Source organism: Rossellomorea sp. DA94 (genome assembly GCF_029834455.1).
Lineage (GTDB): Bacteria > Bacillota > Bacilli > Bacillales > Bacillaceae_B > Rossellomorea > Rossellomorea vietnamensis.
This window is the reverse complement of record NZ_CP122397.1, coordinates 3721314-3747102: the sequence shown is the minus strand read 5'-3', so window position 1 is coordinate 3747102 and position 25789 is coordinate 3721314. Positions and strand designations below refer to the sequence as shown.

Below are 25789 nucleotides of genomic sequence, written 5' to 3'. Positions count from 1 at the left end.
TCAAGACCATCTTAACAACATTAGAGGAGGAGAAGTGTTTTGAAAAATACGATGCTTGGTGTTATTGATGCTACGAGTTACTACGATTCCTTGGAGGATTTATTATTACATCGCTCATTGGCGGCCCTTCCGATTGCCGGGAGATACCGGTTGATTGACTTTGTCCTTTCCAATATGGTGAATTCCGATATCGGCAGCGTTGCGATCTTTCCAAAGTTTCAATACAGATCCCTGATGGATCATCTCGGATCAGGCAAGAACTGGGATCTGAACCGGAAGCGGGATGGCTTGTTTTTCTTTCCTGCTCCTGGACTGGAAGCGAATGAAGAGGGTGTAGGGTCCTTTAATCACTTTGCCCATCATATGGACTACTTCAGACGCAGTACCCAGGAGTACGCCCTGATCAGCAATTGCTTCACGTTATGTAACATCGATTATCAACCCGTACTGGAACGTCATATCCGTATCGGTTGTGATATAACGGAAATGCGTCACAACGGCAGCTCCTTGGATATGTACTTGGTCAAAACGTCTACATTGATTGATTTGGTCGAGAACAGGCGTGAAACGGGCTACACATGTATGCAGGATGTAGTGGACGACATGGATAGCGGATTCAAGGTGTGCGGCTATGAGCATGCAGGATTTGTTCAAACGATTGATTCCATTGAAGAATACTATGATGCGAGCATGAAGCTTATGAACCTATCCTATTGGAAAGAGCTGTTCAAGAAAGATATGCCCATTTATACGAAAGTGAAGGATGAGCCGCCGACACGCTATACATCGGCTGCAAGCGTGAAAAACAGCATCATCGCCAATGGATGCTTCATTGAAGGCCAAGTGAAGAATTCTACTATGTTCAGAGCGGTGAAGGTTGGCAGGAATACCACAATTTCTAACAGCATCATTATGCAGAAGAGCCAAATTGGAGATAACTGTGTACTGGAGAATGTGATTCTGGATAAAGATGTGAGGATAGAAGATGGTGTCAAGCTTATCGGGGAAGCAAACAATCCAATCGTCATTCGCAAAGGGATGATTCAAGGAGCGCTGATGAATTCGTGAAAGTGTTATTTGTAGTATCTGAGTGTGTCCCATTTATTAAATCCGGGGGCTTGGCCGACGTTGCTGGTGCTCTGCCCAAGGAGTTAAGAAGTTTAGGCACGGATGTCAGGGTGATTCTGCCTAAATACGGCGGGATTCCTCAAGCATTCCGTTCAAAAATGAAACGGAAGAAAGAATTTTTCGTGTCGGTAGGCTGGAGAAATCAGTATTGTGGCATTGAAGAGTACAGTGAAAATGGCGTGACCTATTATTTTGTGGATAATGAATATTACTTTAACCGGGAGCGATTATACGGATACTTTGACGATGGAGAAAGATTCTCCTATTTTACAAGGGCTGTGTTGGAAAGCATCGCTGTTCTTGATTTCTATCCTGATGTGATTCATTGTCACGATTGGCATACGGGCATGGTTCCGTTCTTACTCAGAAGCGAGTATCAGGAGAGACCGGGCTACTCATTCATCCGCAGCGTATTCACGATTCATAATCTGCAATTTCAAGGAATCTACCCTAAAGAAGTGATGACGGACTTACTGGCTATCCCAGAGAGGTATTTTCATCATGAATACCTCGAATTTTATGGGAATATCAATTTCATGAAAGGAGCGCTCATTTCTTCAGACTTTGTCACAACGGTGAGCCCTACGTATAAAGAAGAAATCCTCACGCCTTACTACGGGGAAAAGCTTCATAATATACTAGGTCAGCGGTATAACCAATTATTGGGGATCCTTAATGGGATTGATGATGAAGTGTATAATCCTGATGACGGGGAGTTTCCTTTCTTCAGCGGGAATCTTCAAGGGAAGAAGCAGGCGAAGCAACATCTGCAAAAAAGCCTTGGACTTCGTGAGGAAGAAGGAATACCACTTGTGTCCATCATTTCGAGACTGACGAACCAAAAGGGTCTTGAACTTATCAGGGGCGTCTTTCATGAGATGATCCAGGAAAATGTCCAGTTTGTCCTGTTGGGGACAGGTGATTGGGAGTTTGAACAGTTTTTCAGGGAAATGGAGTGGACGTATCCTGATAAGGTCAGAGTACAGATCGGCTTCAATGAAGAATTGGCGAAACAGATCTATTCTGCCAGTGACCTGTTCCTGATGCCTTCCAAGTTCGAGCCTTGCGGGCTGGGGCAGTTGATCGCCATGAGATACGGAGCCCTGCCACTTGTAAGGGAGACAGGCGGACTGAACGATACTGTTGAATCCTATAATGAGGAGACGAAGAGCGGCAACGGCTTCTCATTCAAAAACTTTAATGCTCACGATATGCTTTACACCTATCGAAGAGCTCTATCGTATTTCCACGAAGATCCGGAAACATGGAATCATATTGTACGTAATGCAATGAATAAGGATTATAGTTGGGCCCAATCGGCCTTTAAGTATAATCAACTATACGCTGACCTGGTATCAAGGAGTGAAAGCCATGTTTTCTGATCCGATTGAATTCAAAGAATTGTTTCTGAAGAAGCTTGAAATGATGTATGGAAAGACGTTTCCTGAGTCCACCAGACAGGACCAGTTTTTCACATTGGGCCATTTAATACGGGAATATATTTCGATGAACTGGATCCATACGAATGAGCAGTACCGGTTCAATAAACAAAAGCAGGTGTATTATTTATCCATCGAATTCCTGCTGGGGCGTCTGCTCCGACAAAATCTGACGAATCTGGGGATTTACGAAATTGTGGATAAAGGGCTTCTCGATCTTGGAATCGACCTTGCGGAGATGGAAGAGGTTGAGCACGATGCAGGACTGGGAAATGGCGGTCTTGGCCGTTTAGCCGCCTGCTTTCTGGATTCCCTGGCTTCCCTCAATTTACCCGGCCATGGATATGGTATCCGTTATAAGCATGGATTGTTTGAACAAAAGATCGTGAACGGATTTCAGATGGAGCTTCCGGAACAGTGGCTGCGTCATGGACATGTGTGGGAGGTCCGCAAATCTGACCTTACCGTTGAAGTGCCTTTCTGGGGGAAGGTGGAATCCTACACGGAAAAGGATGTCCTAAGGTTTCGACATGTAGATGCAGAAATCGTCGCGGCGGTTCCCTATGATATGCCCGTAGTGGGGTTCGAAACCTCGACGGTCAACACGCTTCGTTTATGGAGTGCCGAGCCTGCTGCTTATAAAGCGGGAAAAGATATGATGAAATACAAGCGGGATACAGAAGCCATCACGGAATTTCTATACCCAGACGATACCCATGAGGAAGGGAAGATCCTGCGCTTGAAGCAGCAATACTTCCTGGTGTCAGCAAGTATCCGCTCCATTCTGGATTCGTACCTTTACCGAAATGGCGATCTGAAGGAACTGCATGAGAATATTTCAATCCATATCAATGATACCCATCCTGTTCTTGCCATCCCGGAACTGATGAGGGTCCTTCTGGATGAATACTCCTTTGAATGGGAAGAAGCATGGGAAATCACCACGAATACATTCGCCTATACAAACCATACGACGCTGTCAGAAGCACTGGAAAGATGGCCGCTCCGTATATTCCAGCCCCTCCTGCCCCGCATCCACATGATCGTGAATGAAATCAATGAACGATTCTGCAGGGAATTATGGAAAGAGTATCCCGGTGAGTGGAAGAGGATAGAGGACATGGCGATCATCTCTCATGATGAAGTCAAAATGGCCCACCTTGCCATTGTAGGAAGCTTCAGTGTGAACGGTGTGGCAAAGATTCACACAGAAATCCTGAAGCAGCGGGAAATGAACTTATTCTATCAATATTATCCTGGGAAATTTAATAGTAAGACCAATGGGATCACCCATAGAAGGTGGCTCCTGAATAGCAATCCAGCCCTTTCGAACCTGATTACCTCTTCGATCGGGGATGAGTGGATCAAAGACCCTTCCAAACTGGTGAAGCTGAAGGAGTATCACCATGATACGGCATTCCTAAAAGACCTGTATGATGTGAAGCAGGGAAATAAACAAAAGCTTGCCGGGCTGATATATGAAAGCAATGGTATCGTTGTCGATCCGTCTTCCATATTCGATATCCAGGTGAAGCGGCTTCATGCGTACAAACGTCAGCTAATGAATGTCCTGCATATCCTTCACCTGTACAATCGCTGTGTCGAAGATCCGGGATTTGATTTTCATCCACGGACATTCATTTTCGGGGCAAAGGCGTCCCCGGGTTACTATTATGCCAAAAAAATCATTAAGTTGATCCACTCTGTAGCAGATCTCGTAAATGACCATCCGCTCGTGAAAGGGCGCATTAAAGTCGTGTTCCTTGAAAATTACCGGGTGTCCCTTGCAGAAGAGATCATCCCGGCAGCTGACTTGTCCGAGCAAATCTCAACGGCCAGTAAGGAAGCGTCCGGTACGGGGAATATGAAGTTCATGATGAACGGTGCTTTGACCCTTGGAACACTGGATGGAGCAAATATCGAGATCCTGGAACAAGTCGGGAATGATAACATCTTCATATTCGGCTTGACCGCTGAGGAAGTGATGAAATACCAACACCATGGAGGCTATTATGCAATGGAGTATTTCCACTATGATACAAGGATCAAAAAGGTGTTGAATCAATTGATCGATGATACCCTGCCGGATGCTGGTGATCATTTCGAAACGATTTATGACTCGTTACTGACTGAAAATGATCAATTCTTTGTCCTGAGGGATTTCGATTCCTACGTAAGGGTTCATGAACAGGCCGGAAAGGCGTATGAAAACAAAGAGCACTGGTCAAGGATGTGCCTGCAGAACATTGCCAATTCGGGCTATTTCTCCAGTGACCGGACAATTGAGCAATATGCCAAGGACATATGGGGCATTGCACAGGGGAGTTTAATGAAATAGAAAAAACGCTTGGGAATCGGATCCCAAGCGTTTTTTCTATTTTTTCTTCTTGTCTGAAACGTAGCTGTCTCCATCTTTATAGGGGATGTCACCCAGAGGGGACTCCATATCATTTTCATCGAGCATATCCTCATACTCTTCATGTGTCTTCGACGGATAGGCTTTACGGTTCGATCCTTCCATGTCGGTCCCGACGAATGATTCAAAATCCTCGGTGAACCCTTCCGATGTGTCCTCATCCTGATACAGGTCTGAGTAATCCTCGTGATCCCCTTCAAAGTCGGATGGGGTTTCCGATGTCCCGAAACGGCCGACTTCCTGGAAGCTGTCCTGATCGTCGCGCACATTCCCATCGGTTTCATGTCTGAATTCATTATCGACTGGCGGCTGCAGCACGTCTTCTTCCACCGGCCTATCCTGCGGTGTCGACTTCTCCGGGGTATGGTCCTTACAATAAAGGGTGGTCGGAATGACTTCGAGACGCTCGTAAGGGATATCCTGTCCACATTCTTTACATTCTCCGTACGTACCGGCTTCGATCGCGTGCAGGGCCTGTTGGATTTTATCCAGTTCAAGCTTCGCATGATCATCAATGGCAAAATCCTTCTCCCGTTCATATAACTCTGTACCCATATCGGCCGGATGGTTATCGTAAAGGGAAAGTTCTCCTGAGTTATCGCGTTCGTTTGTATGGTGAAGATTATCTAAATCCTGATGTAAATGTTCCTTTAACTGCTTTTCCTGTTGAACCAATTCTTGTTTTAATGACTGTTTTTGGCTGTCTGTTAGCAATTTCTTCACATCCTTCATTATGTTCGCTTAAATCTTGTCCTAACCATACTTTATCCGAAAGTGGGGAGGTTAAAACATAAAAGGTTATTTTCGAGCTGGTCAATTAGCCATTGCTACTTGATTTCCGCTGCAGGTGCTCGCTTTCCGCGGGGCGTGAGTTGAGCCTCCTCGGGCTAAAGCCCTGTGGGGTCTCAACTTTCACGCGTTTCCCGCAGGAGTCGAGCACCTTCCGCTCCAATCAACATTAGTTTTATATTTCTTAAAAAGGATAAGCATCAGAAATTGAAGGACCAAGAGAGAAAACAATAAAAGGAACTGGTTTAGTCAAAACAAAATCCGAACGATCATTCGATATTCTTCATTAGAAAATCGAATTCGTTCGGATTTTGTTGTTTTATATTTTAACGGTTCTAGCTGTTGATTGGAGTGCAAGACGAAGACTCCTACGGGAAAAGCGGAATAGGTGAGACCCCGCAGGAGCGGCAGCGACGAGGAGGCTCGCCTTCCGCCCGAGGAAAGCGAAGTCTTGCACGGAAATCAACAGCGGTTTATCAAGGGAACCTAAATCTTTCTACAGCATATAAGCAAGTAATAATCCAATAGATAACAGGAAACCAAAGATGGTATTGGTTTGTGCGGTTGCTTTCATGGCGGGCATCATTTCGATGGGTTGTGATTTCCCGATGAATCCTGTTGTGGCCTTGATTGCTTTAGGGATGCTCAAAAAGGCTACGAACAGCCATGGGGATGAGATCCCTGTAACGACCAATCCGATGATCCAGGCGTAGGAAACGACAAACATACTGCCTAAGAGGATGATCGCCCCTTTTTTTCCTAACAGGATCGCGATGGTTTTGCGGCCGTTTTCTTTGTCGCCATCGAGGTCACGGATATTGTTGGCCAATAATATGGAACCTACCAATATGGAAACCGGAATCGAGATGAGGACGCTGTCCCCATTGATATAGCCGGTCTGGATGTAAAATGAGATGAGGATGATCACAAATCCCATGAAAAATCCGGCTACGATTTCGCCGAATGGTGTGTAAGCAATTGGCATTGGTCCGCCAGTATAAAAGTACCCCGCTGCCATGCACACTATTCCTATGAGCGCCAACCACCATGTACTGTTAAGACAGATATAAATGCCTAACAGGAGGGCGATCCCGTAAAGTGAAAAGGCAAGGTTGATGACCGTTGATGGTTTGACCCCATTACGGACGATCGCTCCGCCGATCCCGACCGAGTGCTCTGTATCCAGGCCCCTTTTATAATCATAATATTCATTGAACATATTTGTGGCCGCCTGGATCAACAGGCAGGCAACCAGCATGGCTGCAAACAGCAAAATGTCCACTTTCGTAAATTGCAGCGCAAGTACCGTCCCTAACAGTACAGGTACGAATGCCGCTGTAAGAGTGTGGGGCCGGGTCAATTGCCACCAGATCTTCCACCCTTTATCTGATTCCAACACGTTGGATGCTTGTTGTTCCATCATACTCTCTCCCTTACGCAATAAGGAATTTTCAGAAAACATTACAATTCCTTTACAGATTAAAGTGTAGGTAAAGGGAAGGGGACTGTCAATCATTTTCTACAAATTCGTGAAGGTTCTATTTTCCAGTAATTGAGGACATTTACAAAGCTTTTGGTTTCTCAAAAGAAGAAAAAGGGTTTATTATATATATAATAAGGATAAATATTGTAAACATGTCTTGAACGCCGTTGACACACCATAAGGACAGGTGTATCTTATAGTAAGTTTGACTATTGTACGTGATTTTGTTTGGGGGAATTCAATTGGTTACCATCCATAAGACCAATATTGAAAAAGCATATGATACAGCCAGAATGAAGGCTAAACAAATACATCACCCCGTCCTTCTCAGTATAGTGGAGGAAGTGGATGCCGTGGACCCTCTTTCTTTTTATTATGGAGGGAACTCTTTTCATGGAGAGCGCTTTCTATGGAAGGACCGCGATCATACCATCACGCTGGTAGGGATCGGAGCGGCTCATATTCTGTCTACAGATGAAAAAGAAGGGCGCTTTTTTACCGTTGAGAACGAGTGGAAGCGCTTTACCCAGGAATCTGTGATCGTGACAGGAGATAAATGGGCAGGAACTGGCCCACTATTATTCGGTGGGTTCCGTTTTGACCCGTTGAATGATAATAGTGAAGAATGGAATCAATTCTCTACAGGGACATTCCAACTCCCGATGTTCATGTTAACAAAGCCTGAAAAAACGAACTACTTGACGATGAATGTCATCTGTCACCCGGATGAAGATGAACGCTCATTCCATGAACGGATCAGATTAAAGGAAGAACTTCTTGCAAACGCCCGAAAGGCCATCATTCCCGAACGCCCTGAGTGGATCGGGAACCGTGATGTGAAACCTGAAGAATGGAAGGGATCCGTCCAGAGTGTGGTGAATCGGCTGCAAAAGGGTGAGATGGATAAAGTCGTCCTTGCAAGAAAATGTGAAGTGTCATTCGACCAACAGGTATCATCTGATTTCGTCTTGGATAATCTGTGGAAGCAGCAGCCGGACAGTTTCGTATTCAGTTTTGAATGGGAAGGAAGCTGCTTTATCGGTGCAACTCCTGAACGACTCGTAAAGAAAACAGGGGAAGAAATCCTCTCCACCTGCCTTGCGGGTTCGATCGCCAGGGGGGATACCCTGGAACGTGATGAGAGACTTGGGGAGGAGCTCCTTGAGGATGAAAAGAACCGATACGAACATCAGCTTGTTGTGGAGAGCATCCAACAGGCACTCAACCCATTTTGTGACACACTTTCGATTCCTTCTACGCCACAGCTTATGAAGCTCAAGGATATCCAGCATCTCTATACACCGGTCATCGGACAGGCATCCGAGAATACGTCGCTTTTGAGCCTTGTTGAAAAATTGCATCCCACTCCCGCACTGGGTGGTGTCCCGAGGGACAAGGCGATGCATGTGATCAGGCAGGAGGAAGATATGGACCGTGGTCTATATGCCGCTCCCATCGGCTGGATCGATGCCTATGGAAATGGTGAATATGCCGTGGCCCTTCGCTCAGGCCTCCTTCAGGGAGACAAGGCCTACTTGTATGCAGGGTGCGGGATCGTAGCCGACTCTGAACCTGAAAGTGAGTTTAAGGAAACACAGATGAAATTTCGGCCGATGCTCCGGGCATTAGGAGGGACCGTACATGAATGATGAACATCAAAAGAAACTGACAGATTATTTAGCGGCCTTCATGGAAGAATTGGTTGGAAATGGAGTAGACGAAGTCGTCATCAGTCCCGGCTCTCGTTCTACTCCTTTAGCGTTGTTATTTGCGCATCATCCCGGGGTGAAGACGTACATCAATGTGGATGAACGCTCTGCGGCTTTTTTTGCGTTGGGGATCGCCAAGGCTAAGAAAAAGCCCGTCGCCATCCTATGCAGTTCCGGGACGGCCGGGGCCAATTACTATCCTGCTGTCATTGAAGCTCGTTATGCTAAGGTGCCCCTCATCGTGCTGACGGCCGACCGGCCCCATGAACTTAGGGAAGTGGGTGCCCCTCAAGCCATTGATCAGATCGATCTTTATGGGAAGCATGTGAAATGGTCCATCGATATGGCGTTGCCTGAAAGCATCCCGTCGATGCTGCAGTATGCACGATCATCTGCTGTCAGGGGTGTGGCTCTTTCAACTGCGTATCCGGAAGGTCCGGTTCATTATAATTTCCCATTTAGGGAACCGTTGATCCCGGATTTACAAAAAGTAGAATTCTCAAGTGGAAGACCGGCTAAGAGGGTCCTTCAAGGGGACCGACAGCTATCTTCTGACTTCAAGAATGAACTTCAGGAAACTTTAATGAATTCGAAGCGCGGCCTCATCGTGTGCGGACCGGGGCTAAGTGAAGAAGCTGTTCCGTCCATTGTCCGATTTGCTGAGGAATATGCGCTGCCGATCGTAGCGGACCCACTGTCCTTCGTCCGGAGCGGGACCCATTCCAAAGACAATATCATGGATTGCTACGACACGTTCTTAAGAATAGATGAACTGAAAGAATCACTTCAGCCAGATCTTATTATCCGTTTCGGTGCCATGCCGGTCTCGAAGGCTCTTATGCTGTTCCTGAAAGGCCTGCCGGAAATCCCGGCGTGGGTTGTGAGTAAAGGGGAAGAGTGGCAGGATCCGACGGCACGAGGCACCGATTTCATCCACTGCGGGGAAAACCTGTTTTGTCAAAGCTTTTTGGACCAAAGTGGGCGAAGGAATATGGACTGGCTGGAAAAGTGGAAGCGTGTCAATAAGGAAACGAAGGGGTTACTCGTCAAGGGTCACCAATCCTGGGATGAAGGGATGGCGGTCCATCAGTTGATCCAGCATTTGCCTGAAGGATCCACCCTGTTTTCCAGTAACAGCATGCCGATCCGTGATTTGGATACATACTTTTTCACGAATGACCGGTCCCAGCGGATTTTTGCCAACCGCGGAGCCAACGGGATTGACGGCGTGGTATCCACGGCTCTTGGTATGAGTACGGTATCTCAGCCGATGTATCTCCTGATTGGGGATCTAGCCTTTTTCCATGATCTTAATGGGTTACTGACAGCAAGGAAATATCAATTGGACGTGACGATTGTGGTGATGAACAATAATGGTGGCGGGATCTTTTCCTACCTGCCTCAAGCGGGTGACCAGACTCACTTCGAAGACCTGTTCGGAACCCCGATGGACTTGGAGTTTGCTCATGCAGCCAAACTATACGGAGCACATTATTTCCATGTTGGAAACGAGGAAGAATTCATCCCTGCTCTTCAGGAAGCAGAGCAAAGCAAGGGGATAAAGATCATTGAGGTTGTGACCAATAGAGAAGAAAATGTAGCAAATCATCGTAAATTGTGGAATTTTGTTTCCCGGGAAATGACGAACAACCTAAAGGGTGAAGATCTTGATTCTTCAAGTGAATGATATCCGTTATTTTGTAGAAGTGAAAGGGGAGGGAGACCCTTTGGTTTTCCTTCACGGTTTCACAGGCGACACAACAACGTGGTCCAGGGTCACCGATCAATTGTCTGTGAACTATCGGTGTGTCAGCATTGATTTGATCGGTCATGGCCGTACGGAGTCCCCGAGAGACGTCACAAGATACACCATGGAGCGGGTTGCAGCAGATATAAACACTCTGCTGAATGAGCTCGACATCAACAACGCCGTGTTGGTCGGGTATTCAATGGGTGGGCGTATGGCCCTTCACTTCAGCTTGACTTATCCTGAAAAAGTGAAGGCATTGATATTGGAAAGCGCCTCTCCTGGATTGAGGACGAGTGAAGAAAGAGCAGATCGCCGGAAGAAGGATCATGCACTGGCGGACAGAATAGAAAGGGAAAGCATCGAAGACTTTGTCGATTTCTGGCAGGAGATTCCCTTGTTCGCATCTCAGAAAAGGCTATCGGATAGAGAGCGTTCCGACATCAGGCAACAGCGCCTGAGCCAATCGGCCACAGGCTTATCCCATAGCTTGAAAGGGATGGGGACCGGGGCTCAGGATTCTTTATGGGACCGGCTTGGTGAACTGACATTCCCAGTCCGGTTACTCGTGGGAGAGCTGGATCATAAGTTCGTTCAGATTGCAGAAGAAATGAAAAAGCTCAATCCCAGTTTTCAAATCCTGACATTTTCCAACACCGGTCATGCAATTCATGTGGAAGAATCGCGAAAGTTTGGTACAATAATAGAGGAACTACTGTTAACTACATAAAGGAGGAACAAACCAATGGATTTTGAATGGGTTTCAGAAAGAAATTACGAAGATATTTTATACGAAACATACAATGGAATCGCTAAGATTACGATCAATCGACCAGAAGTTCGTAACGCATTCCGTCCTAAAACCGTCATGGAACTAATCGATGCATTTGCTTATGCACGTGACGATTCCAAGGTTGGTGTCATCGTTTTAACAGGTGCAGGTGAGAAGGCATTCTGTTCAGGCGGAGACCAACGTGTACGCGGTCATGGTGGATATGTAGGGGAAGATGAAATTCCTCGCTTGAATGTATTGGACCTACAGCGTCTGATCCGTGTGATCCCTAAGCCGGTCATTGCAATGGTAGCCGGTTATGCGATCGGAGGCGGACACGTCCTTCACGTCGTATGTGATATTACGATCGCCGCTGACAATGCGATCTTCGGACAAACAGGTCCTAAAGTAGGAAGCTTTGACGCTGGATACGGTGCAGGATATCTTGCACGCATCGTCGGTCACAAGAAAGCGAAAGAAATCTGGTACCTATGCCGTCAGTACAATGCCCAGGAAGCACTTGAAATGGGACTTGTCAATACAGTGGTGCCATATGAGCAGCTGGAAGCGGAAACCGTTCAATGGGCTTCAGAGATGCTTGAGAAAAGTCCGACTGCCCTTCGTTTCTTAAAAGCTTCATTCAACGCAGATACAGATGGACTGGCAGGTCTGCAGCAGCTTGCAGGTGACGCTACCCTTCTCTACTACACAACGGAAGAAGCAAAAGAAGGACGCGACGCATTCAAAGAAAAGCGTAAGCCGGACTTCGGACAATTCCCTCGTTTCCCTTGATTTGAGGGTGGCCTGATGAATCTGACATGGATTCATCAGGCTTTTTCAAATGAAAATGAATCAATTCGAAAGGAATGGAGAATGACAGGATGACTACACAGGAATTACCTAACTGGCTGAAACAAAGAGCGTTTTTAACCCCTGACCGGAAGGCGTTAAGCAATGGGGATGTGGAGTATACATTTAGTGAGCTTTGGGAGAAAGCCATTTCGATCGGGGAACAACTGCATACCATCGTAAAACATTCGTCTCATCCTTTTGTGGGACTCATGATTAAAAACAAAGTGGAGTCTGTCTTCCTTGTTCATGCCATTCAACAGCTCGGTTTCACGACTGTACTGTTAAACAATAAGTTAAGTGAAAATGAACTTTCTTTCCAGATTCAAGATATGGGATTAGGGACGGTCATTTATGATGATGAATTTGTAGGGAAGCTTTCATTTTTAGGGGAAGAAGTGGTGGGAGTCTCTTTCTCTCGATTATTCGACACTGCCCCGACACACTTTGAGGTGAAGGATCATTTTCAATTGGACCAAGCATGCTCGGTCATGTACACATCAGGTACGACGGGAGCGCCGAAGGGTGTCCTCCAATCGTACGGCAACCATTGGTGGAGCGCCATTGGTTCTTCCCTGAATCTTGGTATAAATGAAAATGATACTTGGCTTTGTTCCGTACCCCTTTTTCATATCAGTGGTTACTCCATCCTGATGCGAAGCATTGTTTACGGAATGAACGTGCGTCTGTTTGAAACCTTCGATGTGGAAGGGATCAACCGTGAATTGATGTCAGGGAATGTCACCATCATGTCGGTTGTCAGCAATATGCTTTCCCGTTTGTTGAACGACATGGGGGATGAAACCTATCATCCCAGTTTCCGCTGCATGTTGTTGGGCGGTGGTCCCGCGCCACTTCCATTACTGCAGAAGTGTAAAGAAAAAGGGGTGCCGGTCTTCCAAACCTATGGTATGACAGAGACCGCCTCTCAGATCGTGACATTGTCGCCGGAGTACAGTATGACAAAGCTCGGATCGGCCGGAAAGCCCCTCTTCCCTTCTGAATTAAAAATCAAGAGTGAAGAAGGAACCTCCAAGGCGAACCAGGAAGGCGAAATCCTTGTGAAAGGCCCGAATGTGACGGGTGGATATTACCGGAGGGAGGAAGCCAACGCCAAAAGCTTTGTAGACGGCTGGTTTCATACGGGGGATATCGGATATGTGGATGAAGAAGGGTTCTTATTTGTCCTGGACCGGCGTTCGGACCTGATCATTTCCGGAGGGGAAAATGTGTATCCGGCTGAAATCGAAAGTGTCCTCCTCAGCTGTGCCGGTGTGGAGGATGCAGGTGTGGCAGGGATTACAAGTGACGAATGGGGACAGATGCCGTGTGCGTTCGTTGTAAAGAAAGACCATCTGACAAAAGAGGATATCGTAACACACTGCAAGAAGAACCTGGCGTCTTATAAATGTCCGAAAAAATTCGTGTTTGTAGATGAACTCCCACGGAATGCGTCAAACAAATTGCTGAGGAGAGTTTTAAGAGAGCAGTGGGAAGAAGGGATGGTTGCAGATGAAGATTGAATCCATCACCCTTCACATTATTTCCATGCCTTTAAAAAAGCCATTTGTGACCCATCTTCAGACGGTTAAAGACCGCGAAGGCATCATCGTCGAAGTCAGGGACATTGATGGAATGTGCGGACTGGGGGAAGGTGTCGCCTTTTCCACACCATGGTATACAGAAGAGACGGTGAAAACATCCTTTCATATGCTGAAGGATGTGTTGATCCCCCTCATGAACAGTAAAACATTTTACCATCCTGGGGAAATCGGTAAGCGGTTCGAAGCGGTACGGGGAAATGCCATGGCGAAGGCTGCCCTTGAAATGGCCTTATGGGATCTTTATGCAAGGAAGCAAGGGGAGCCACTATGGAACATGATCGGCGGGACGCGAAAAGAAATTCTTGCCGGAGCTGTGGTTGGATCGGGTACCTTGAAAGAGATGGTCGCACAGACCACAGATTTGGTGGAGGAAGGGTACCAGCGGATCAAGCTGAAAATTTCCCCGGGTGCCGATAGGGAAATTGTAAAGGAATTACGTACCCATTTCCCTGACCTCTCTCTTTTAGCCGATGCCAATTCAGCGTATAAGCTGGAAGACAAATCACAGCTTCAGGCTTTGGATGAATTTGATTTAGAGATGATCGAACAGCCGCTTGGGGTCGATGATCTAATTGAACATTCTTTATTACAAAAGGAGATAACCACGCCGATCTGCCTCGATGAAAGCATCGTGACCCCCCACGACATGAAGAGTGCCATTCATTTGAATAGCTGTGGAGTGGTTAACATCAAGCTTGGCAGGGTCGGGGGCTATACGAGTGCGCTTGAGATCTACCGGTTGTGCCGGGAAAACGGGATCAAGGTATGGTGCGGCGGGATGATCGAATTCGGGGTGTCCCGGGCTCATAATCTGGCGCTTTCCACCCTTGAAGGATTCCGGATTCCCGGTGATATCTCTTCGTCCTCGAAGTATTGGGAGGAGGATATCATCTCTTCTCCGATTATTGTGAAAAATGGTGTCGCGGATCGTCTGGATGGAGCTGGGATTGGAGTGGAGTTAAATCGGGCACGCCTGAAAGAAGTCACATTTTATAAAGAGACATTGTCCTCCCGCTGATCACCTGAATATAAAACGGGAAATATTGTATTTTCAAACATGTCCCTTTATACTTAAAGAAAATCATTAGAGGAGGAACCATGAAACTAGGTGCATTTTCTGTTAGTTTAAGTGTAAAAGACATCCATTTATCAAAATCATTTTACGAAAACCTTGGATTTGAAGTCATGGGCGGGAATATCGATCAAAATTGGTTGATCATGAAGAATGAAAGTTGTATTATCGGTCTGTTCCAGGGAATGTTTGAAAAGAACATCCTGACGTTTAATCCAGGCTGGGATCAAAATGCGGAAAATCTAGAATCTTTTACGGACGTTCGAGACCTTCAAAAGAATCTGAAAGCAAAAGGGATATCGATGCTGTCTGAAGCGGATGAAACAAGCGAAGGACCAGCCAGTTTCACGATTGAAGATCCAGACGGTAATACCATCCTTGTCGATCAACACCGGTAAAAAGCCAGAGAGCGCATGCTCCCTGGCTTTCTTTCATTCATTTAAAACGGATTTGTCGCCCACTGAAGGGATTGTTTGATGAAGATCCTCTGGTGTAATTTCAGCTGTGATACCATATGCTCTGCCAAATCCTCGGGCTGCATATACTTTTCTTTGTCTGCTTCGTCAAGCTTATCTCCAAAGGTCAGGTCCGTTGCCACCAGGCTCGGATTCAGGGTCATGACACGGATGTTATGTTTTCGGACTTCCTGCATCAGTGCCTCTGTCATTCCTTGGACGGCAAACTTCGATCCACTGTATGCCGTGCTTCCTTCAGTACCCTTCAAACCGCTGCTGGATGAGATATTGATGATGTCCCCCCGATTCTTTTCGATCAGTTGGGGCAGGACGGCACGGGTTACATAGTAGGTTCCGAATACATTGACCTCAAAGGTCCGCTTCCACTCTTCGGGATCGATATCCAGGAACGAGCCGTACGTTCCGATACCGGCGTTATTGATTAAGATATCTGCCGGTCCCAATTCATTTGTAAGTTTTGAAACGGCCGTATCCACTTGTTCCATATCGGAAATATCCGCTACAGCCACACTGGCTTTCACTCCAAGGGATCGTGCTTCCTCCGCCACTGTTGCCAGGGTGCTTTCTGTACGTGCGATCAACCCGACATGCACGCCTTCACGGGCAAGCTCTAATGCAGTCGCTTTTCCGATTCCCCGGGCAGCCCCCGTAATATAAGCCGTCTTGCCTTTAATCGATTGTGCCATCTTTCATCATCCTTTCCATAAGGTTCTATCGTAAGTGTAAAGTGTAGGAGTGCGGATAGGCAACTAATCTACCTGAAGGATCAGAATGAAAAAAGCCCCGGGAGTCCCGGAGCGCGCTTATTCACTTTTTTGCCGCAAGTACCTTTTATCATTCATGAATAAACTCCAGAAGTAGACAAAACCAGGGAACAGGATGATGAACCCGACGATATAGGTGATGAATACAGCCTTAAAGGAGTTTGGGTCGGTAAAACCCGATTGAATCGTAACCTCAGGATAGATGATATAAGGTAAATGTGCTTTACCGTACACATAGCTTGCCAGTACATATTGAAAGGTAACGGCAATGACGGCCACCCGGGGCATCCCTTTCATCCCTTCCTTATTCGTCGGCAGGAACAAAGCACCTCCGGCGACGAGGAACCCGAGAAGGGAGACGAGTAGAATTGGCAGGTCATCCATCATAAGATCGTAAATCCATCTTGCCTCACTTTTCATGGTGAACATGATGAGAAAGGCCATGATAACCGAGATGGGACCGATGATCAGAGCGTCCCGGCGATATACCTTGAAGGCTTCGAATTCCTTTGAAGCCTTGGAATAGTCAGCGAGAAGTAGAGATGACAGAAATAACGTACTTGCGACGGCGAAACCGAAGAAGGCATATTCATGTGGACTACTAAACAATTTTCCCAAGTGAAGGGTCTGTCCGTCGCTGAAGTCAATATAAGGGCCGTGGGAAATGGGCAGTACACTGATGAGCAGGCCCGGAATCAATAAGCCGGTGATCCCTGTGACGTAGGTCAGCGGCTTTCTGTAGTCATCTGCTACATGAGAGAATACAAGGAAGGCACTCCTCAGGGCCAGAAGTAAAAGAATCAGGCTTCCTGGAACGAGCAATACGGTACCTAACGAATAGGCGGCTCCAGGGAACATACTGTACACGGCGACGACCAGGGCGACGATGAATGTATTGGTGACCTCCCAGGTCGGGGACAGATAGCGATTGGCGATATTCGTCGCTTTCGTTTTGTCATGATTGATGTAGATCATCGACCAGAATCCTGCACCGAAATCCATCGTTGCCATGACGGCATAGATAAAAACGAATCCCCATAGGATCGTGATGGCAATCAATGATTGTGTCATATCTTCACCTCCTGCTGTTTAAGTTGATAAAGGTATATCCTTCTGACTCGCTTCCGCTTTGTTAATATCCTTTTCAGGTGGATTCCGTTTGAAATAATAGAGAAGAACCAGAACGACAGAAACAGCCAAAATCGCATAAACCGAAACGAATAGGATGAATAGGGTTCCTAAGTTCCCTGAAGTGGTCACAGAGTCTTCTGTACTGAGAATACGGTAGATCGTCCAAGGCTGTCGGCCTGTACAGGCGAAGATCCACCCGAATTCGATGGCCAGGATCGACAGCGGCCCACCAGCGACGAATGCCCACATCAGCCATTTCGGGAATCGGTCTTTCTTAAGTAACTTGTTCCATACATATGCGACCAGTGACAGTAAGATAAGCAGTGAGCCAATCCCGACCATCGCGTTGAAGAGTGTATGGACGAATAGAGGCGGCCAATATTCCTCGGGGAAATCGTTCAATCCGATCACTTCCGTATCGAAACTGTTACCGGCAAGGAAACTGAGGGCCCACGGAATTTCAATTCCCCACTTCACTTCTTGAGTGACTGGGTCGGTGAATCCTCCAACTGAAAGCGGGGCATGAGTCTGGGTTTCGAACAAGCCTTCCGCTGCAGCCAGTTTCTCAGGTTGATACTCATGGAGCTTCTGGGCTGATTCATGTCCATTGATGGCGGTCAAGAATGCGAAGACACCCCCGACTAATAAGCAAATCATGAGCGATTTGCGGTGAAAGGCATAAATCCTTGATCCGAAAGAAGAACGGAGCATTTTAAATGCGGATACCGTCGCAATCGTGAACGACCCGACTACATAGGCCGATAACGCCACGTGTCCGGCCGTCACGAAGAAACTCGGATTAAAGAATGCTTTCCACGGATCTACGTTGGTGATTTGCCCGTTTATGATTTCAAATCCGGCAGGCGTTCCTTCAAACGCATGTACATTGGTGATCAGTACGGCTGAAGCAAGACCGCCGATGGCGACAAGGACCAGACTCACAATCCTCATCCACGGTGCGATTCGACTTGCTGCATACACATAAATGGACATAAACAATGCTTCCACAAAGAAAGCATAGATTTCAATTTGAAACGGCAGGGCCATGACGCGCCCGATGACCTCCATGAACCCCGGCCAAAGGAGTGACAGTTGAACGCCGGCGATCGTCCCTGTAGGGATTCCCACCCCTAACAGGACGGCAAACGCCTTCGTCCAGCGCTTCGCCATCACGGAATAATCCAGGTCATTGGTCCGTTGAAACATGATTTCGGCCACGAGGATCATTAACGGAATACCCACTCCAAGTGTGGCAAAAATGATATGAAACCCCATTGTGATCCCAAACATGGACCGAGCGATTACTAATTCATCCATTTTCAAATCTCCCTTACTAGTCTTTAACATTTCCTTATTGTCCACTTAATGGAAAAAAATATTCATGTTTTTTAGGAGGGAGGGTTTAAAAAAGAGCAGCCACCGTGGCTGCTCTTTTCACTTATTCTATTGCAATGCTTTTTTCAACGTATCAATGTTCCTTTTCATCAGTGAAAAGTAATCCTCATCCTTTTTTCGATCATCTGCTGTAAGGACAGATAAATTATGAAGTGTCAGTGACTTCGCACCGAGTTCATTTTGGACGACTTCTGTCAGTCGTGAAGAGACGTTTTGTTCAAAGAGGATGTATTGAACATCGTCTTTTTTTCCTTTTTCGATGATTTCCTTCAGCTCCTGCTGGGACGGTTCATTGGCTGTGTTCAAGCCGGCGATGGCTTCCTGGTGAAGTCCATAGCGTTCTTCCCAATAGCTGTAGGCGGCGTGGGACACGTAAAATGTCTTCTTTGGCGCATTGTCAGCCATCTTTTTGAACTCCGTGTCCAACTCGTCCAGGTCACTCGACAACGTTTTAAGATTAGCCTGGAACTCATCCTTATGCTCGGGCATTTCCTTCGAGAGGGTGTCGGCGATGTTCTTGGCCATTTCCTTCGAATATACGGGATCCAGCCATATGTGAGGGTCCACATCATGGTGATGGTCGTCATGGTCGTGTTCATCAGCCTCTTCTTCATGAGGCAATTCGATTCCTTTACTTGCCGGTACCACAGTAACGCCTTCATTTTCTAATAGAGATTTGGAGTTTTCAACGAATCCTTCAAGACCCATTCCAACATAGAAGAAAACGTCCCCGTCGGCCATCTTCATCATATCTTTCTGAGATGGTTCGAAGGTGTGTTCATCGGCCCCAGGAGGGTAGATGCTTTCAACATCCACATAGTCCCCGCCGATTTTTTTGGTGAAATCCTCCAGTGGATAGACGGTTGTGTAAATCTCTAACCTATCTTTCTTTTTGCCGTCCTGACCTGAGTCGGCTCCGCAGGCAGACAATACGAAAATCAATAATAATAGCAAACTCATGCGAATATAGTTCAAGAGGAATCCTCCTTTTTAGTGGTGTTCGTTCCTTAACTGTAATGATTACGATTTAGCACAAAGGTTATTTTACTACCGATAAGGGGAATAAGCAAGATAAATGGATTTTTTTTATTAAAAAAGACTGCCTCCCGATTTGGAGCCAGCCTGAATCATTTATCTTTTTGCCTTGGCCATTCTTCCGGCACGTGGTCGATCCCTCCAGGATGAAATGGGTGACATTTCACGATCCGCTTGATCGTCAGCCAGCCGCCCTTTAGTGCACCAAACCGGCTCACGGCTTCGACACCGTAATGGGAGCAAGTAGGATAAAAGCGGCAAGTAGGGGGTTTAAGAGGAGAAATGACGCGCTGGTAAAACTTGAACAATACTAACAATACTCGTTTCATGATCCGTCTCCCTGTTGATTTTCTTTTACTATATCAGAATCTGGAGGGGGATTGAAAGGTTTTGGCCTGTCAGCCCGGGTGGGAAAATAGGATTTTCGTCTAATTCAGATTAAGTTGATGAAATAACTATGAATTTACGTTATACTATGAAGTAGAAACTAAATGGGAGTGATTTTAATGCCTTCAGTAGAAAGCTTTGAATTAGATCATGATGCAGTGAAAGCACCATATGTGAGACATTGCGGTGTCCATAAAGTGGGAAGCGACGGACTTGTGAATAAGTTTGATATCCGTTTCTGTCAGCCGAACAAGCAGGCGATGAAGCCTGATTCCATTCATACTCTTGAGCATTTATTAGCCTTCACGATCCGTAAATATGCTGAGCCGTATGCTCATTTTGATATTATTGATATTTCCCCGATGGGTTGCCAAACAGGCTATTATTTAGTCGTTAGCGGTGAGCCGAAAGTGGAAGAGATCATCGACCTGTTGAATGCTACCATGAAAGAAGCGGTAGAAATCGAAGAAATTCCTGCAGCCAATGAGAAGCAATGCGGGCAGGCGAAGCTTCATGACCTGGAAGGGGCCAAGAAACTGATGCGTTTCTGGTTGAGTCAGAGCAATGAAGAATTGAAGCAAGTATTTGCATAATGAAAAACCACCGTTCATCATGAGCGGTGGTTTTTTTGAATTTATTCTTTCTTTTCCTCATCCTGTTTCATCTGTTCGAGGTGAGGATTGTTTTCGAGTGGATCGACTGTATGTTTAACGGTTGTATAGGCTTTGGACGTGGTAAGGGCACTGACGAAAATCACCAGGATACATATGACAACCGCAATAATCAGAACAAGAGTCATTGACATCATGAAACCCCCTTTTTTCACTATTTTACCATATAAGGATCAGCCATATAGGAGAAAAAAACAACATTTTTATGACGTTTCCTATGTTTTCCATTGAATGTTTGGTATTCTGAATATAGTATGCACGATCCTTGAAAGACGAAGCGAGGGGGAAGATACCATGGAAATGTCTTCTATGATGGGAAAACAGGTGGCTGAGCTTCAGAGGACGCTCAGCATGAACCTGCTTAAGAGCCAGATGGCGACTCAAACGGCTCAGGTCACGGTAATGATGAGGGATCTGCAGGCCAGTCAACCTGCTCCTCATCCAAGTAAAGGACATGCAGTGGATATAAAAGGATGAAAAAAGCGTTGCTCCGGTTAATCGGGGCAACGCTTTTTTTGCGAAAAGATTTCGGCTTAATGAAGGCTTTTCTTCTCCAGTCTCACCCGTTCTTCGCTGTTGGACCATTTTTCTTTCAATGTTTCAAATATGTATAAGCGGAAGAAGTATTGCAATTCTTCTGTTTCCATTTCCTGGATCATTTCCAATAATTCGTTCCTGGATGTATCTTCTAAGATTGTAAGGGCAATGAGGTCTAAGTCTTCGTCGGTACCTTTGATTCTTCCACGGTACATTTCATAAATCTCTTCGATTAACTTCATGCACTTCACCTCCCTTTTGTTTCATTTTAACATGAACGTTTATGAATTACTCTACATATTATGCTAGGACAACTCTTATTTGTCTTTACCCTTTTATCGGACTTTTTAACCGTGTAAAGGCGTGCTACCTTAGCAGGAGCGAAGTCGCTGCATTGGTGATGAAAAGGTTGTCTGCGATAAAACCAGCCACTACGAAAAGGAGATGCTTTAATTGGAGAAAAGCTTGCTGTTCGTTGGGTCGGGTCTCAGTGCCCTTATTCTTAATTTATTCGGAGAGTGGGACATGCTGATTACGTTTCTGTTGATTGCCGTGACCCTCGATTACTTCACAGGAATGATTGCGAGCGGGATAGAAGGTGAACTGTCAAGCAAATTCGGGATGAAGGGAATCGGCCGGAAAGTGCTTATTTTCTCGCTTGTCACCGTTGCTCACCTTATTGATACTATACTAACAAATCAACACTTTATTCGTAATGCGACGATTATTTTTTATTTATGCAATGAGTTGATTTCGATCATTGAGAATGTCGGGAGAGCCGGTGTGCCCGTACCGGAATTTTTACGGAAAGCGGTTGAAGTATTGAAGAAGAAATCCAAGTGAATAGAATTCCGTCAATTGAGGAAAATGAAGGGTAAGTACAGTGAAGGAGTGGGAAGATGAGCGAAGAACGACATGATTATTATATTGAAGTGGCCACCGGTGAAATTTCAAGAAGCTCGACGGATTCCGAATGGAACTTTAAAATATCTGCGACCGATGAAGAAATCACCCAGCTCCGGGAAGTGTTCGATTCCAATCATTCGGTCGACTGGCAAAATTTCTACAGGGCTCACGTTCCATATGTTCAATATCATTTTGACCGGGAAAATGATGCCTATGATGAAAACCTGCATCAAGTGTATGAAATGCTTCACCGCCTGGGAGATGAAGACGTCAAGACTTTCATCGAAAGCATAGGCATCCTCGACTCCAAGCCCCATGAAGATCACGAGTAATGATAAAAGTGTTGGTTCAGAAGTGATATCTGTGGACCAATGCTTTTTATTTGTGGTTAGATGAAAGAAAGCGTGTACGGATGAGGTGACGTAGATGGAACGGTTTATAGATGAAAATGGCAAGAGAGTGGAATTATCCTTTCATAAGGGGCAGTTTCAACAGGAATCCACTCATGTCCTTGTGATCTGCCGCTATGAAGGCCAATGGTTATTGACCCGTCATAAAAAAAGGGGTCTCGAGTTCCCAGGGGGAAAGAGGGAAAAGGGGGAGACCCTGGAGGAAGCTGCGATTCGCGAAACGTTTGAAGAGACGGGGGGAGTGATCAAAGAGCCTCTTTTCATTGGGGAATATAAGGTGTTTGACCATACTCCATTTGTCAAAACGATTTTCTTTGCGGAAGCAGAAAAGATGATCCAAAAAGATGATTACCTGGAAACAGAAGGATCCGTGCTTTGGGACGGTGATTTTAAACAGATTCACGAAGACCTTTCCTTTAGTTTCATCATGAAGGATCGGGTGGTGGAATCGGCCCTGAAAAGAGTGAGAGACCTCGATCTTATGACTTGATCCATTTCTTCTCGAGCTGCTCCACGAGTTTATACATAATGGTTGCGAATACGGCAATGACGAGTAGGGAGAGAAGGACAAGGGTGAAGTTGAAGACCTGGAATCCGTAGATGATCATGTATCCGAGACCTTTGGCGGACACAAGGAATTCACCGACGATGACACCGACCCAGGATAGCCCTACATTGACTTTCAAGGTCGAAATGATCGTAGGGAAGGAAGCGGGAAGGATGACTTCTTTAAACATCTGTCCCCGTTTCGCACCGAATGTCTGCATCACCTTCAAGTAGTTCGGGTCGACTTCCCGAAAGGATGTATAGACGACGATGGTGGTGATGATGACAGAGATGACGGTCCCCATGGCAATGATGGAGGTGAAGCCGGGCCCAAGCCCCACAATCAGGATCGGTCCCAGGGCGACCTTAGGCATGGCGTTCAGAATGACAAGATAAGGGTCCAATACTTTCGAAAGAAACGGAGACCACCAAAGTAAAGCGGCAAGCAGGGTCCCAAGCAGGGTGCCGAGGATGAATCCGATGACGGTTTCACCAAGGGTCACAGACAGATTGGCTAAAAGGCTCCCGTCCCCCAACTTTACGATAAACAGCTTCCATATCTTCGAAGGCGAACTGAAGATGAGTGGGTCCACCCAGCTGTTTCGGCTGGCGATCTCCCACAGTGAGAAGAAGACGGTGAAAATAAGGGCTTGATAAAACCAAACCCATCGCTGCTCCCTTTTCAATGATTGAATGTATTCCTGGTGTTTTTGTTTAATCGATTCTTGATTCAAGTTTCTCAAGCTCCTTCCAAATCGTTTGGAAAAATTCCGGATACGCTTCATGATTTCTGACCTCGAAAGGCATCAACCCCTTTAACGGTTGTGGCACTTCGAATATGATATGAACACGCCCCGGTTTCGAACCGAATAAAATGATGCGGTCACTCATGGAGATTGCTTCCCCGATATCATGTGTGACGAGGATGGCCGTTTTCCCGAAGGACTTCAAAGTGGAAAATACCAGATCCTCTAACTTCAATTTCGTTTGATAATCAAGTGCAGAGAAAGGTTCATCCAGGAGAAGCAGTTGAGGCTCGGTGATGAGTGTCCGGATCAGTGCGACCCGTTGCCGCATTCCCCCTGACAATTCCCGTGGGTAGGATGTCTCTACACCCTCAAGGCCCATTTCCTTCAATAAAGCATGTGCTTCTTTTCTTTTATCCTCTGTCAGGTTCCCCATAATGGCCAAACCGAGGAAAATATTCTCTTCAATCGTCTTCCACGGAAACAGATAGTCCTGCTGAAGCATGTATCCCAATTTCTTCTTCATCTTCCTGATGGGCTTATTGTGTAAGGTGACGGTTCCTTCTGTCGGTTGAATGAGACCGGCAATGATGGAAAGCAGCGTCGTCTTTCCGCACCCCGATGGACCGATGAATGAGACGAATTCCCCTTCCTCTACCTGTAATGTTATGTCTGTGAGGGCATGGGTGGCCGTTTTCGGTGAGAAGTAGGTGTGGTGGACGGAATCGATCGATAGAAAGTTCACTGTTTTAAGCCTCCATTTTCGAATTTTTTTATAACGGAAGGGCTGACATGTGTCAGCCCCCGGGTATTGCTACTTTGCTGCTTTTTCAGCGATGAAAGTGTTTACGAGCGTTTTGTGATCAATGGACTGAGGGAGTTCACCTGCTTCATCCATGATGGCCTGAAGATTGTTCCACTCTTCTTCATCCAGGATCGGGTCTGTTGCGAAGGATCCTTGTGATTTATACCGGTCGACAACCGTTTCAATCAGGTCCACTTCCGTATCTTCAAAATATGGCTCAATCACTTTGGCGATGTCGGCCGCTGAATGTTCTTCCACCCATTGCTGGGCTTTGTAAAGGGCTTTCGTGAATTTCTCCACCGTTTCTTTGTTTTCTTTCATATAACTGTCTTTCGCCATGAAGGTTGTATACGGCACATGCCCTGATTCGGTCCCAAAGGAAGCGACGATATGGCCTTTGCCTTCTTGTTCGAAGATAGAGGCGGTCGGTTCGAATAATTGGACGTAGTCGCCGGTACCGGATGCAAAGGCATTGGCAATATTGGCGAAATCAATGTTCTGAATCAGGTTCAAATCGTTCTGAGGGTCGATGCCGTGATTCTTTAACACGAATTCCCCGACCATTTGCGGCATGCCGCCTTTACGCTGGCCAAGGAAGGTCGAACCCTTCAACTGATCCCATTCGAAGTTCTCCACCTTTTCCCTGGAGACGAGAAACGTACCGTCGGTTTGGGTTAATTGAGCGAAGTTGATGACGGGATCATCCGATCCTTGTGCATGGACGTAGATGGACGTTTCAGAGCCGACCAATGCGACATCCGCACCGTTTGATAATAGGGTGGTCATTGTTTTATCCCCTCCCCATGTGGTGGTCAGTTCGATGTCGAGTCCTTCTTCCTTAAAGAATCCTTTTTCAATCGCTACATATTCAGGTGCGTAAAAAATAGAGCGGGTCACTTCCGCTACACGAACCTTCTGGACAGCCTCCTCTTTTTCTCCACATGCAGTCAATCCAATGGTCAGCATAAGAAT

The 25789-nt window shown here is 46.3% G+C and carries 28 protein-coding genes; 16 read left to right on the top strand and 12 right to left on the bottom strand.

Translation table 11 applies throughout. The features are described from left to right. Positions 1-39: 39 nt before the first annotated feature. Genes P8596_RS19480 through P8596_RS19470 form a run of 3 tightly spaced genes read left to right on the top strand, consistent with a single transcriptional unit; the run spans position 40 to position 4905 of the window. Positions 40-1068, top strand: a complete 1029-nt coding sequence (locus P8596_RS19480) for a GlgC family sugar phosphate nucleotidyltransferase (protein ID WP_159362632.1) — start codon at positions 40-42, stop codon at positions 1066-1068. Then, positions 1065-2510: a glycogen synthase GlgA gene (gene glgA / locus P8596_RS19475; RefSeq protein ID WP_254652210.1), complete on the top strand. Its 1446-nt coding sequence runs from the start codon at positions 1065-1067 to the stop codon at positions 2508-2510. The genes P8596_RS19480 and glgA overlap by 4 nt, the downstream gene beginning before the upstream one ends. Further along, positions 2500-4905 (top strand): glycogen/starch/alpha-glucan phosphorylase, encoded by a 2406-nt coding sequence (locus P8596_RS19470; RefSeq protein WP_254652209.1) that lies wholly within the window; start codon positions 2500-2502, stop codon positions 4903-4905. Before glgA ends, P8596_RS19470 begins: the two co-directional genes overlap by 11 nt. Before the next feature lie 36 nt (positions 4906-4941). Here the strand turns inward: P8596_RS19470 and P8596_RS19465 are convergent, their stop codons facing one another. Next, positions 4942-5706 (bottom strand): TraR/DksA C4-type zinc finger protein, encoded by a 765-nt coding sequence (locus tag P8596_RS19465; protein WP_254652208.1) that lies wholly within the window; start codon positions 5704-5706, stop codon positions 4942-4944. Between the two features lie 408 nt (positions 5707-6114). On the opposite strand from P8596_RS19465, the gene P8596_RS19460 reads away from it, so the two are divergent. Then, positions 6115-6300, top strand: a complete 186-nt coding sequence (locus P8596_RS19460; RefSeq protein WP_279724785.1) for a hypothetical protein — start codon at positions 6115-6117, stop codon at positions 6298-6300. Here the strand turns inward: P8596_RS19460 and P8596_RS19455 are convergent. Continuing rightward, positions 6269-7192, bottom strand: coding sequence for a 1,4-dihydroxy-2-naphthoate polyprenyltransferase (locus P8596_RS19455; protein WP_224522323.1), 924 nt, complete (start codon positions 7190-7192; stop codon positions 6269-6271). The two genes, P8596_RS19460 and P8596_RS19455, sit on opposite strands and share 32 nt — an antisense overlap. A gap of 305 nt (positions 7193-7497) precedes the next feature. Between P8596_RS19455 and P8596_RS19450 the strand changes: the two genes are divergently transcribed. From P8596_RS19450 to P8596_RS19420, 7 genes are all read left to right on the top strand, one after another. Further along, on the top strand, positions 7498-8904 hold the full coding sequence (locus tag P8596_RS19450) for an isochorismate synthase (RefSeq protein ID WP_279724784.1): 1407 nt from the start codon (positions 7498-7500) through the stop codon (positions 8902-8904). Further along, positions 8897-10651 carry a 2-succinyl-5-enolpyruvyl-6-hydroxy-3-cyclohexene-1-carboxylic-acid synthase gene (gene menD / locus P8596_RS19445; protein WP_279724783.1) on the top strand — a complete coding sequence of 585 codons (1755 nt, stop codon included), beginning with the start codon at positions 8897-8899 and terminating at the stop codon, positions 10649-10651. Before P8596_RS19450 ends, menD begins: the two co-directional genes overlap by 8 nt. Beyond that, positions 10632-11441, top strand: a complete 810-nt coding sequence (gene menH / locus P8596_RS19440; RefSeq protein ID WP_279724782.1) for a 2-succinyl-6-hydroxy-2,4-cyclohexadiene-1-carboxylate synthase — start codon at positions 10632-10634, stop codon at positions 11439-11441. Before menD ends, menH begins: the two co-directional genes overlap by 20 nt. Before the next feature lie 15 nt (positions 11442-11456). Further along, positions 11457-12275 (top strand): 1,4-dihydroxy-2-naphthoyl-CoA synthase, encoded by an 819-nt coding sequence (gene menB, locus P8596_RS19435; protein ID WP_279724780.1) that lies wholly within the window; start codon positions 11457-11459, stop codon positions 12273-12275. A gap of 89 nt (positions 12276-12364) precedes the next feature. Beyond that, positions 12365-13855 carry an o-succinylbenzoate--CoA ligase gene (locus P8596_RS19430; RefSeq protein WP_279724778.1) on the top strand — a complete coding sequence of 497 codons (1491 nt, stop codon included), beginning with the start codon at positions 12365-12367 and terminating at the stop codon, positions 13853-13855. Further along, entirely contained in the window at positions 13845-14954 is a 1110-nt protein-coding gene (gene menC / locus P8596_RS19425) for an o-succinylbenzoate synthase (protein ID WP_279724776.1), read from the top strand. Before P8596_RS19430 ends, menC begins: the two co-directional genes overlap by 11 nt. Positions 14955-15034: 80 nt before the next feature. Next, positions 15035-15406, top strand: coding sequence for a VOC family protein (locus tag P8596_RS19420; protein WP_224522105.1), 372 nt, complete (start codon positions 15035-15037; stop codon positions 15404-15406). Positions 15407-15447: 41 nt separating this feature from the next. On the opposite strand, the gene P8596_RS19415 is transcribed toward P8596_RS19420, so the two are convergent. The 5 genes from P8596_RS19415 to yidD form a co-directional block, all read right to left on the bottom strand. Next, positions 15448-16170: a 3-ketoacyl-ACP reductase gene (locus P8596_RS19415; protein WP_279724774.1), complete on the bottom strand. Its 723-nt coding sequence runs from the start codon at positions 16168-16170 to the stop codon at positions 15448-15450. A 117-nt stretch (positions 16171-16287) separates the two neighbouring features. Then, the gene (locus tag P8596_RS19410) at positions 16288-17319 is read right to left on the bottom strand and encodes a cytochrome d ubiquinol oxidase subunit II (RefSeq protein ID WP_279724773.1); all 1032 of its coding nucleotides are present in this window, start codon (positions 17317-17319) and stop codon (positions 16288-16290) included. An 18-nt stretch (positions 17320-17337) separates the two neighbouring features. Continuing rightward, a complete protein-coding gene (locus P8596_RS19405; protein ID WP_224522107.1) occupies positions 17338-18696 on the bottom strand; it encodes a cytochrome ubiquinol oxidase subunit I in 1359 nt (452 codons plus the stop codon). Between the two features lie 126 nt (positions 18697-18822). After that, positions 18823-19749, bottom strand: a complete 927-nt coding sequence (locus P8596_RS19400) for a metal ABC transporter solute-binding protein, Zn/Mn family (RefSeq protein WP_347815195.1) — start codon at positions 19747-19749, stop codon at positions 18823-18825. Between the two features lie 152 nt (positions 19750-19901). After that, entirely contained in the window at positions 19902-20138 is a 237-nt protein-coding gene (gene yidD / locus P8596_RS19395) for a membrane protein insertion efficiency factor YidD (protein WP_061810775.1), read from the bottom strand. 177 nt (positions 20139-20315) lie between these two features. On the opposite strand from yidD, the gene P8596_RS19390 reads away from it, so the two are divergent. After that, positions 20316-20789 carry an S-ribosylhomocysteine lyase gene (locus P8596_RS19390; RefSeq protein WP_034765503.1) on the top strand — a complete coding sequence of 158 codons (474 nt, stop codon included), beginning with the start codon at positions 20316-20318 and terminating at the stop codon, positions 20787-20789. A gap of 41 nt (positions 20790-20830) precedes the next feature. On the opposite strand, the gene ytzI is transcribed toward P8596_RS19390, so the two are convergent. After that, complete coding sequence (gene ytzI, locus P8596_RS19385) at positions 20831-21004, bottom strand: YtzI protein (RefSeq protein ID WP_224522108.1); 174 nt, start codon at positions 21002-21004, stop codon at positions 20831-20833. 157 nt (positions 21005-21161) lie between these two features. Here ytzI and P8596_RS19380 point away from each other — a divergent pair, with 157 nt between their 5' ends. After that, positions 21162-21344 (top strand): hypothetical protein, encoded by a 183-nt coding sequence (locus P8596_RS19380; RefSeq protein WP_224522109.1) that lies wholly within the window; start codon positions 21162-21164, stop codon positions 21342-21344. A gap of 56 nt (positions 21345-21400) precedes the next feature. On the opposite strand, the gene P8596_RS19375 is transcribed toward P8596_RS19380, so the two are convergent. Then, on the bottom strand, positions 21401-21646 hold the full coding sequence (locus P8596_RS19375; protein WP_060672906.1) for a DUF6154 family protein: 246 nt from the start codon (positions 21644-21646) through the stop codon (positions 21401-21403). Positions 21647-21857: 211 nt separating this feature from the next. Here P8596_RS19375 and P8596_RS19370 point away from each other — a divergent pair, with 211 nt between their 5' ends. From P8596_RS19370 to ytkD, 3 genes are all read left to right on the top strand, one after another. Then, positions 21858-22247: a phage holin family protein gene (locus P8596_RS19370; RefSeq protein ID WP_224522110.1), complete on the top strand. Its 390-nt coding sequence runs from the start codon at positions 21858-21860 to the stop codon at positions 22245-22247. A gap of 56 nt (positions 22248-22303) precedes the next feature. Beyond that, positions 22304-22642: a hypothetical protein gene (locus tag P8596_RS19365; protein WP_034765509.1), complete on the top strand. Its 339-nt coding sequence runs from the start codon at positions 22304-22306 to the stop codon at positions 22640-22642. A gap of 94 nt (positions 22643-22736) precedes the next feature. Further along, a complete protein-coding gene (ytkD, locus tag P8596_RS19360) occupies positions 22737-23210 on the top strand; it encodes an RNA deprotection pyrophosphohydrolase (protein ID WP_279724771.1) in 474 nt (157 codons plus the stop codon). On the opposite strand, the gene P8596_RS19355 is transcribed toward ytkD, so the two are convergent. The 3 genes from P8596_RS19355 to P8596_RS19345 all read right to left on the bottom strand — a co-directional run bounded on the left by P8596_RS19355 (position 23200) and on the right by P8596_RS19345 (position 25783). Next, the gene (locus P8596_RS19355; RefSeq protein WP_034765514.1) at positions 23200-24000 is read right to left on the bottom strand and encodes an ABC transporter permease; all 801 of its coding nucleotides are present in this window, start codon (positions 23998-24000) and stop codon (positions 23200-23202) included. The two genes, ytkD and P8596_RS19355, sit on opposite strands and share 11 nt — an antisense overlap. Beyond that, the gene (locus P8596_RS19350) at positions 23981-24757 is read right to left on the bottom strand and encodes an ABC transporter ATP-binding protein (protein ID WP_279724767.1); all 777 of its coding nucleotides are present in this window, start codon (positions 24755-24757) and stop codon (positions 23981-23983) included. The genes P8596_RS19355 and P8596_RS19350 overlap by 20 nt, the downstream gene beginning before the upstream one ends. 69 nt (positions 24758-24826) lie before the next feature. Continuing rightward, positions 24827-25783: an ABC transporter substrate-binding protein gene (locus P8596_RS19345; RefSeq protein WP_279727036.1), complete on the bottom strand. Its 957-nt coding sequence runs from the start codon at positions 25781-25783 to the stop codon at positions 24827-24829. Positions 25784-25789 lie beyond the last annotated feature (6 nt).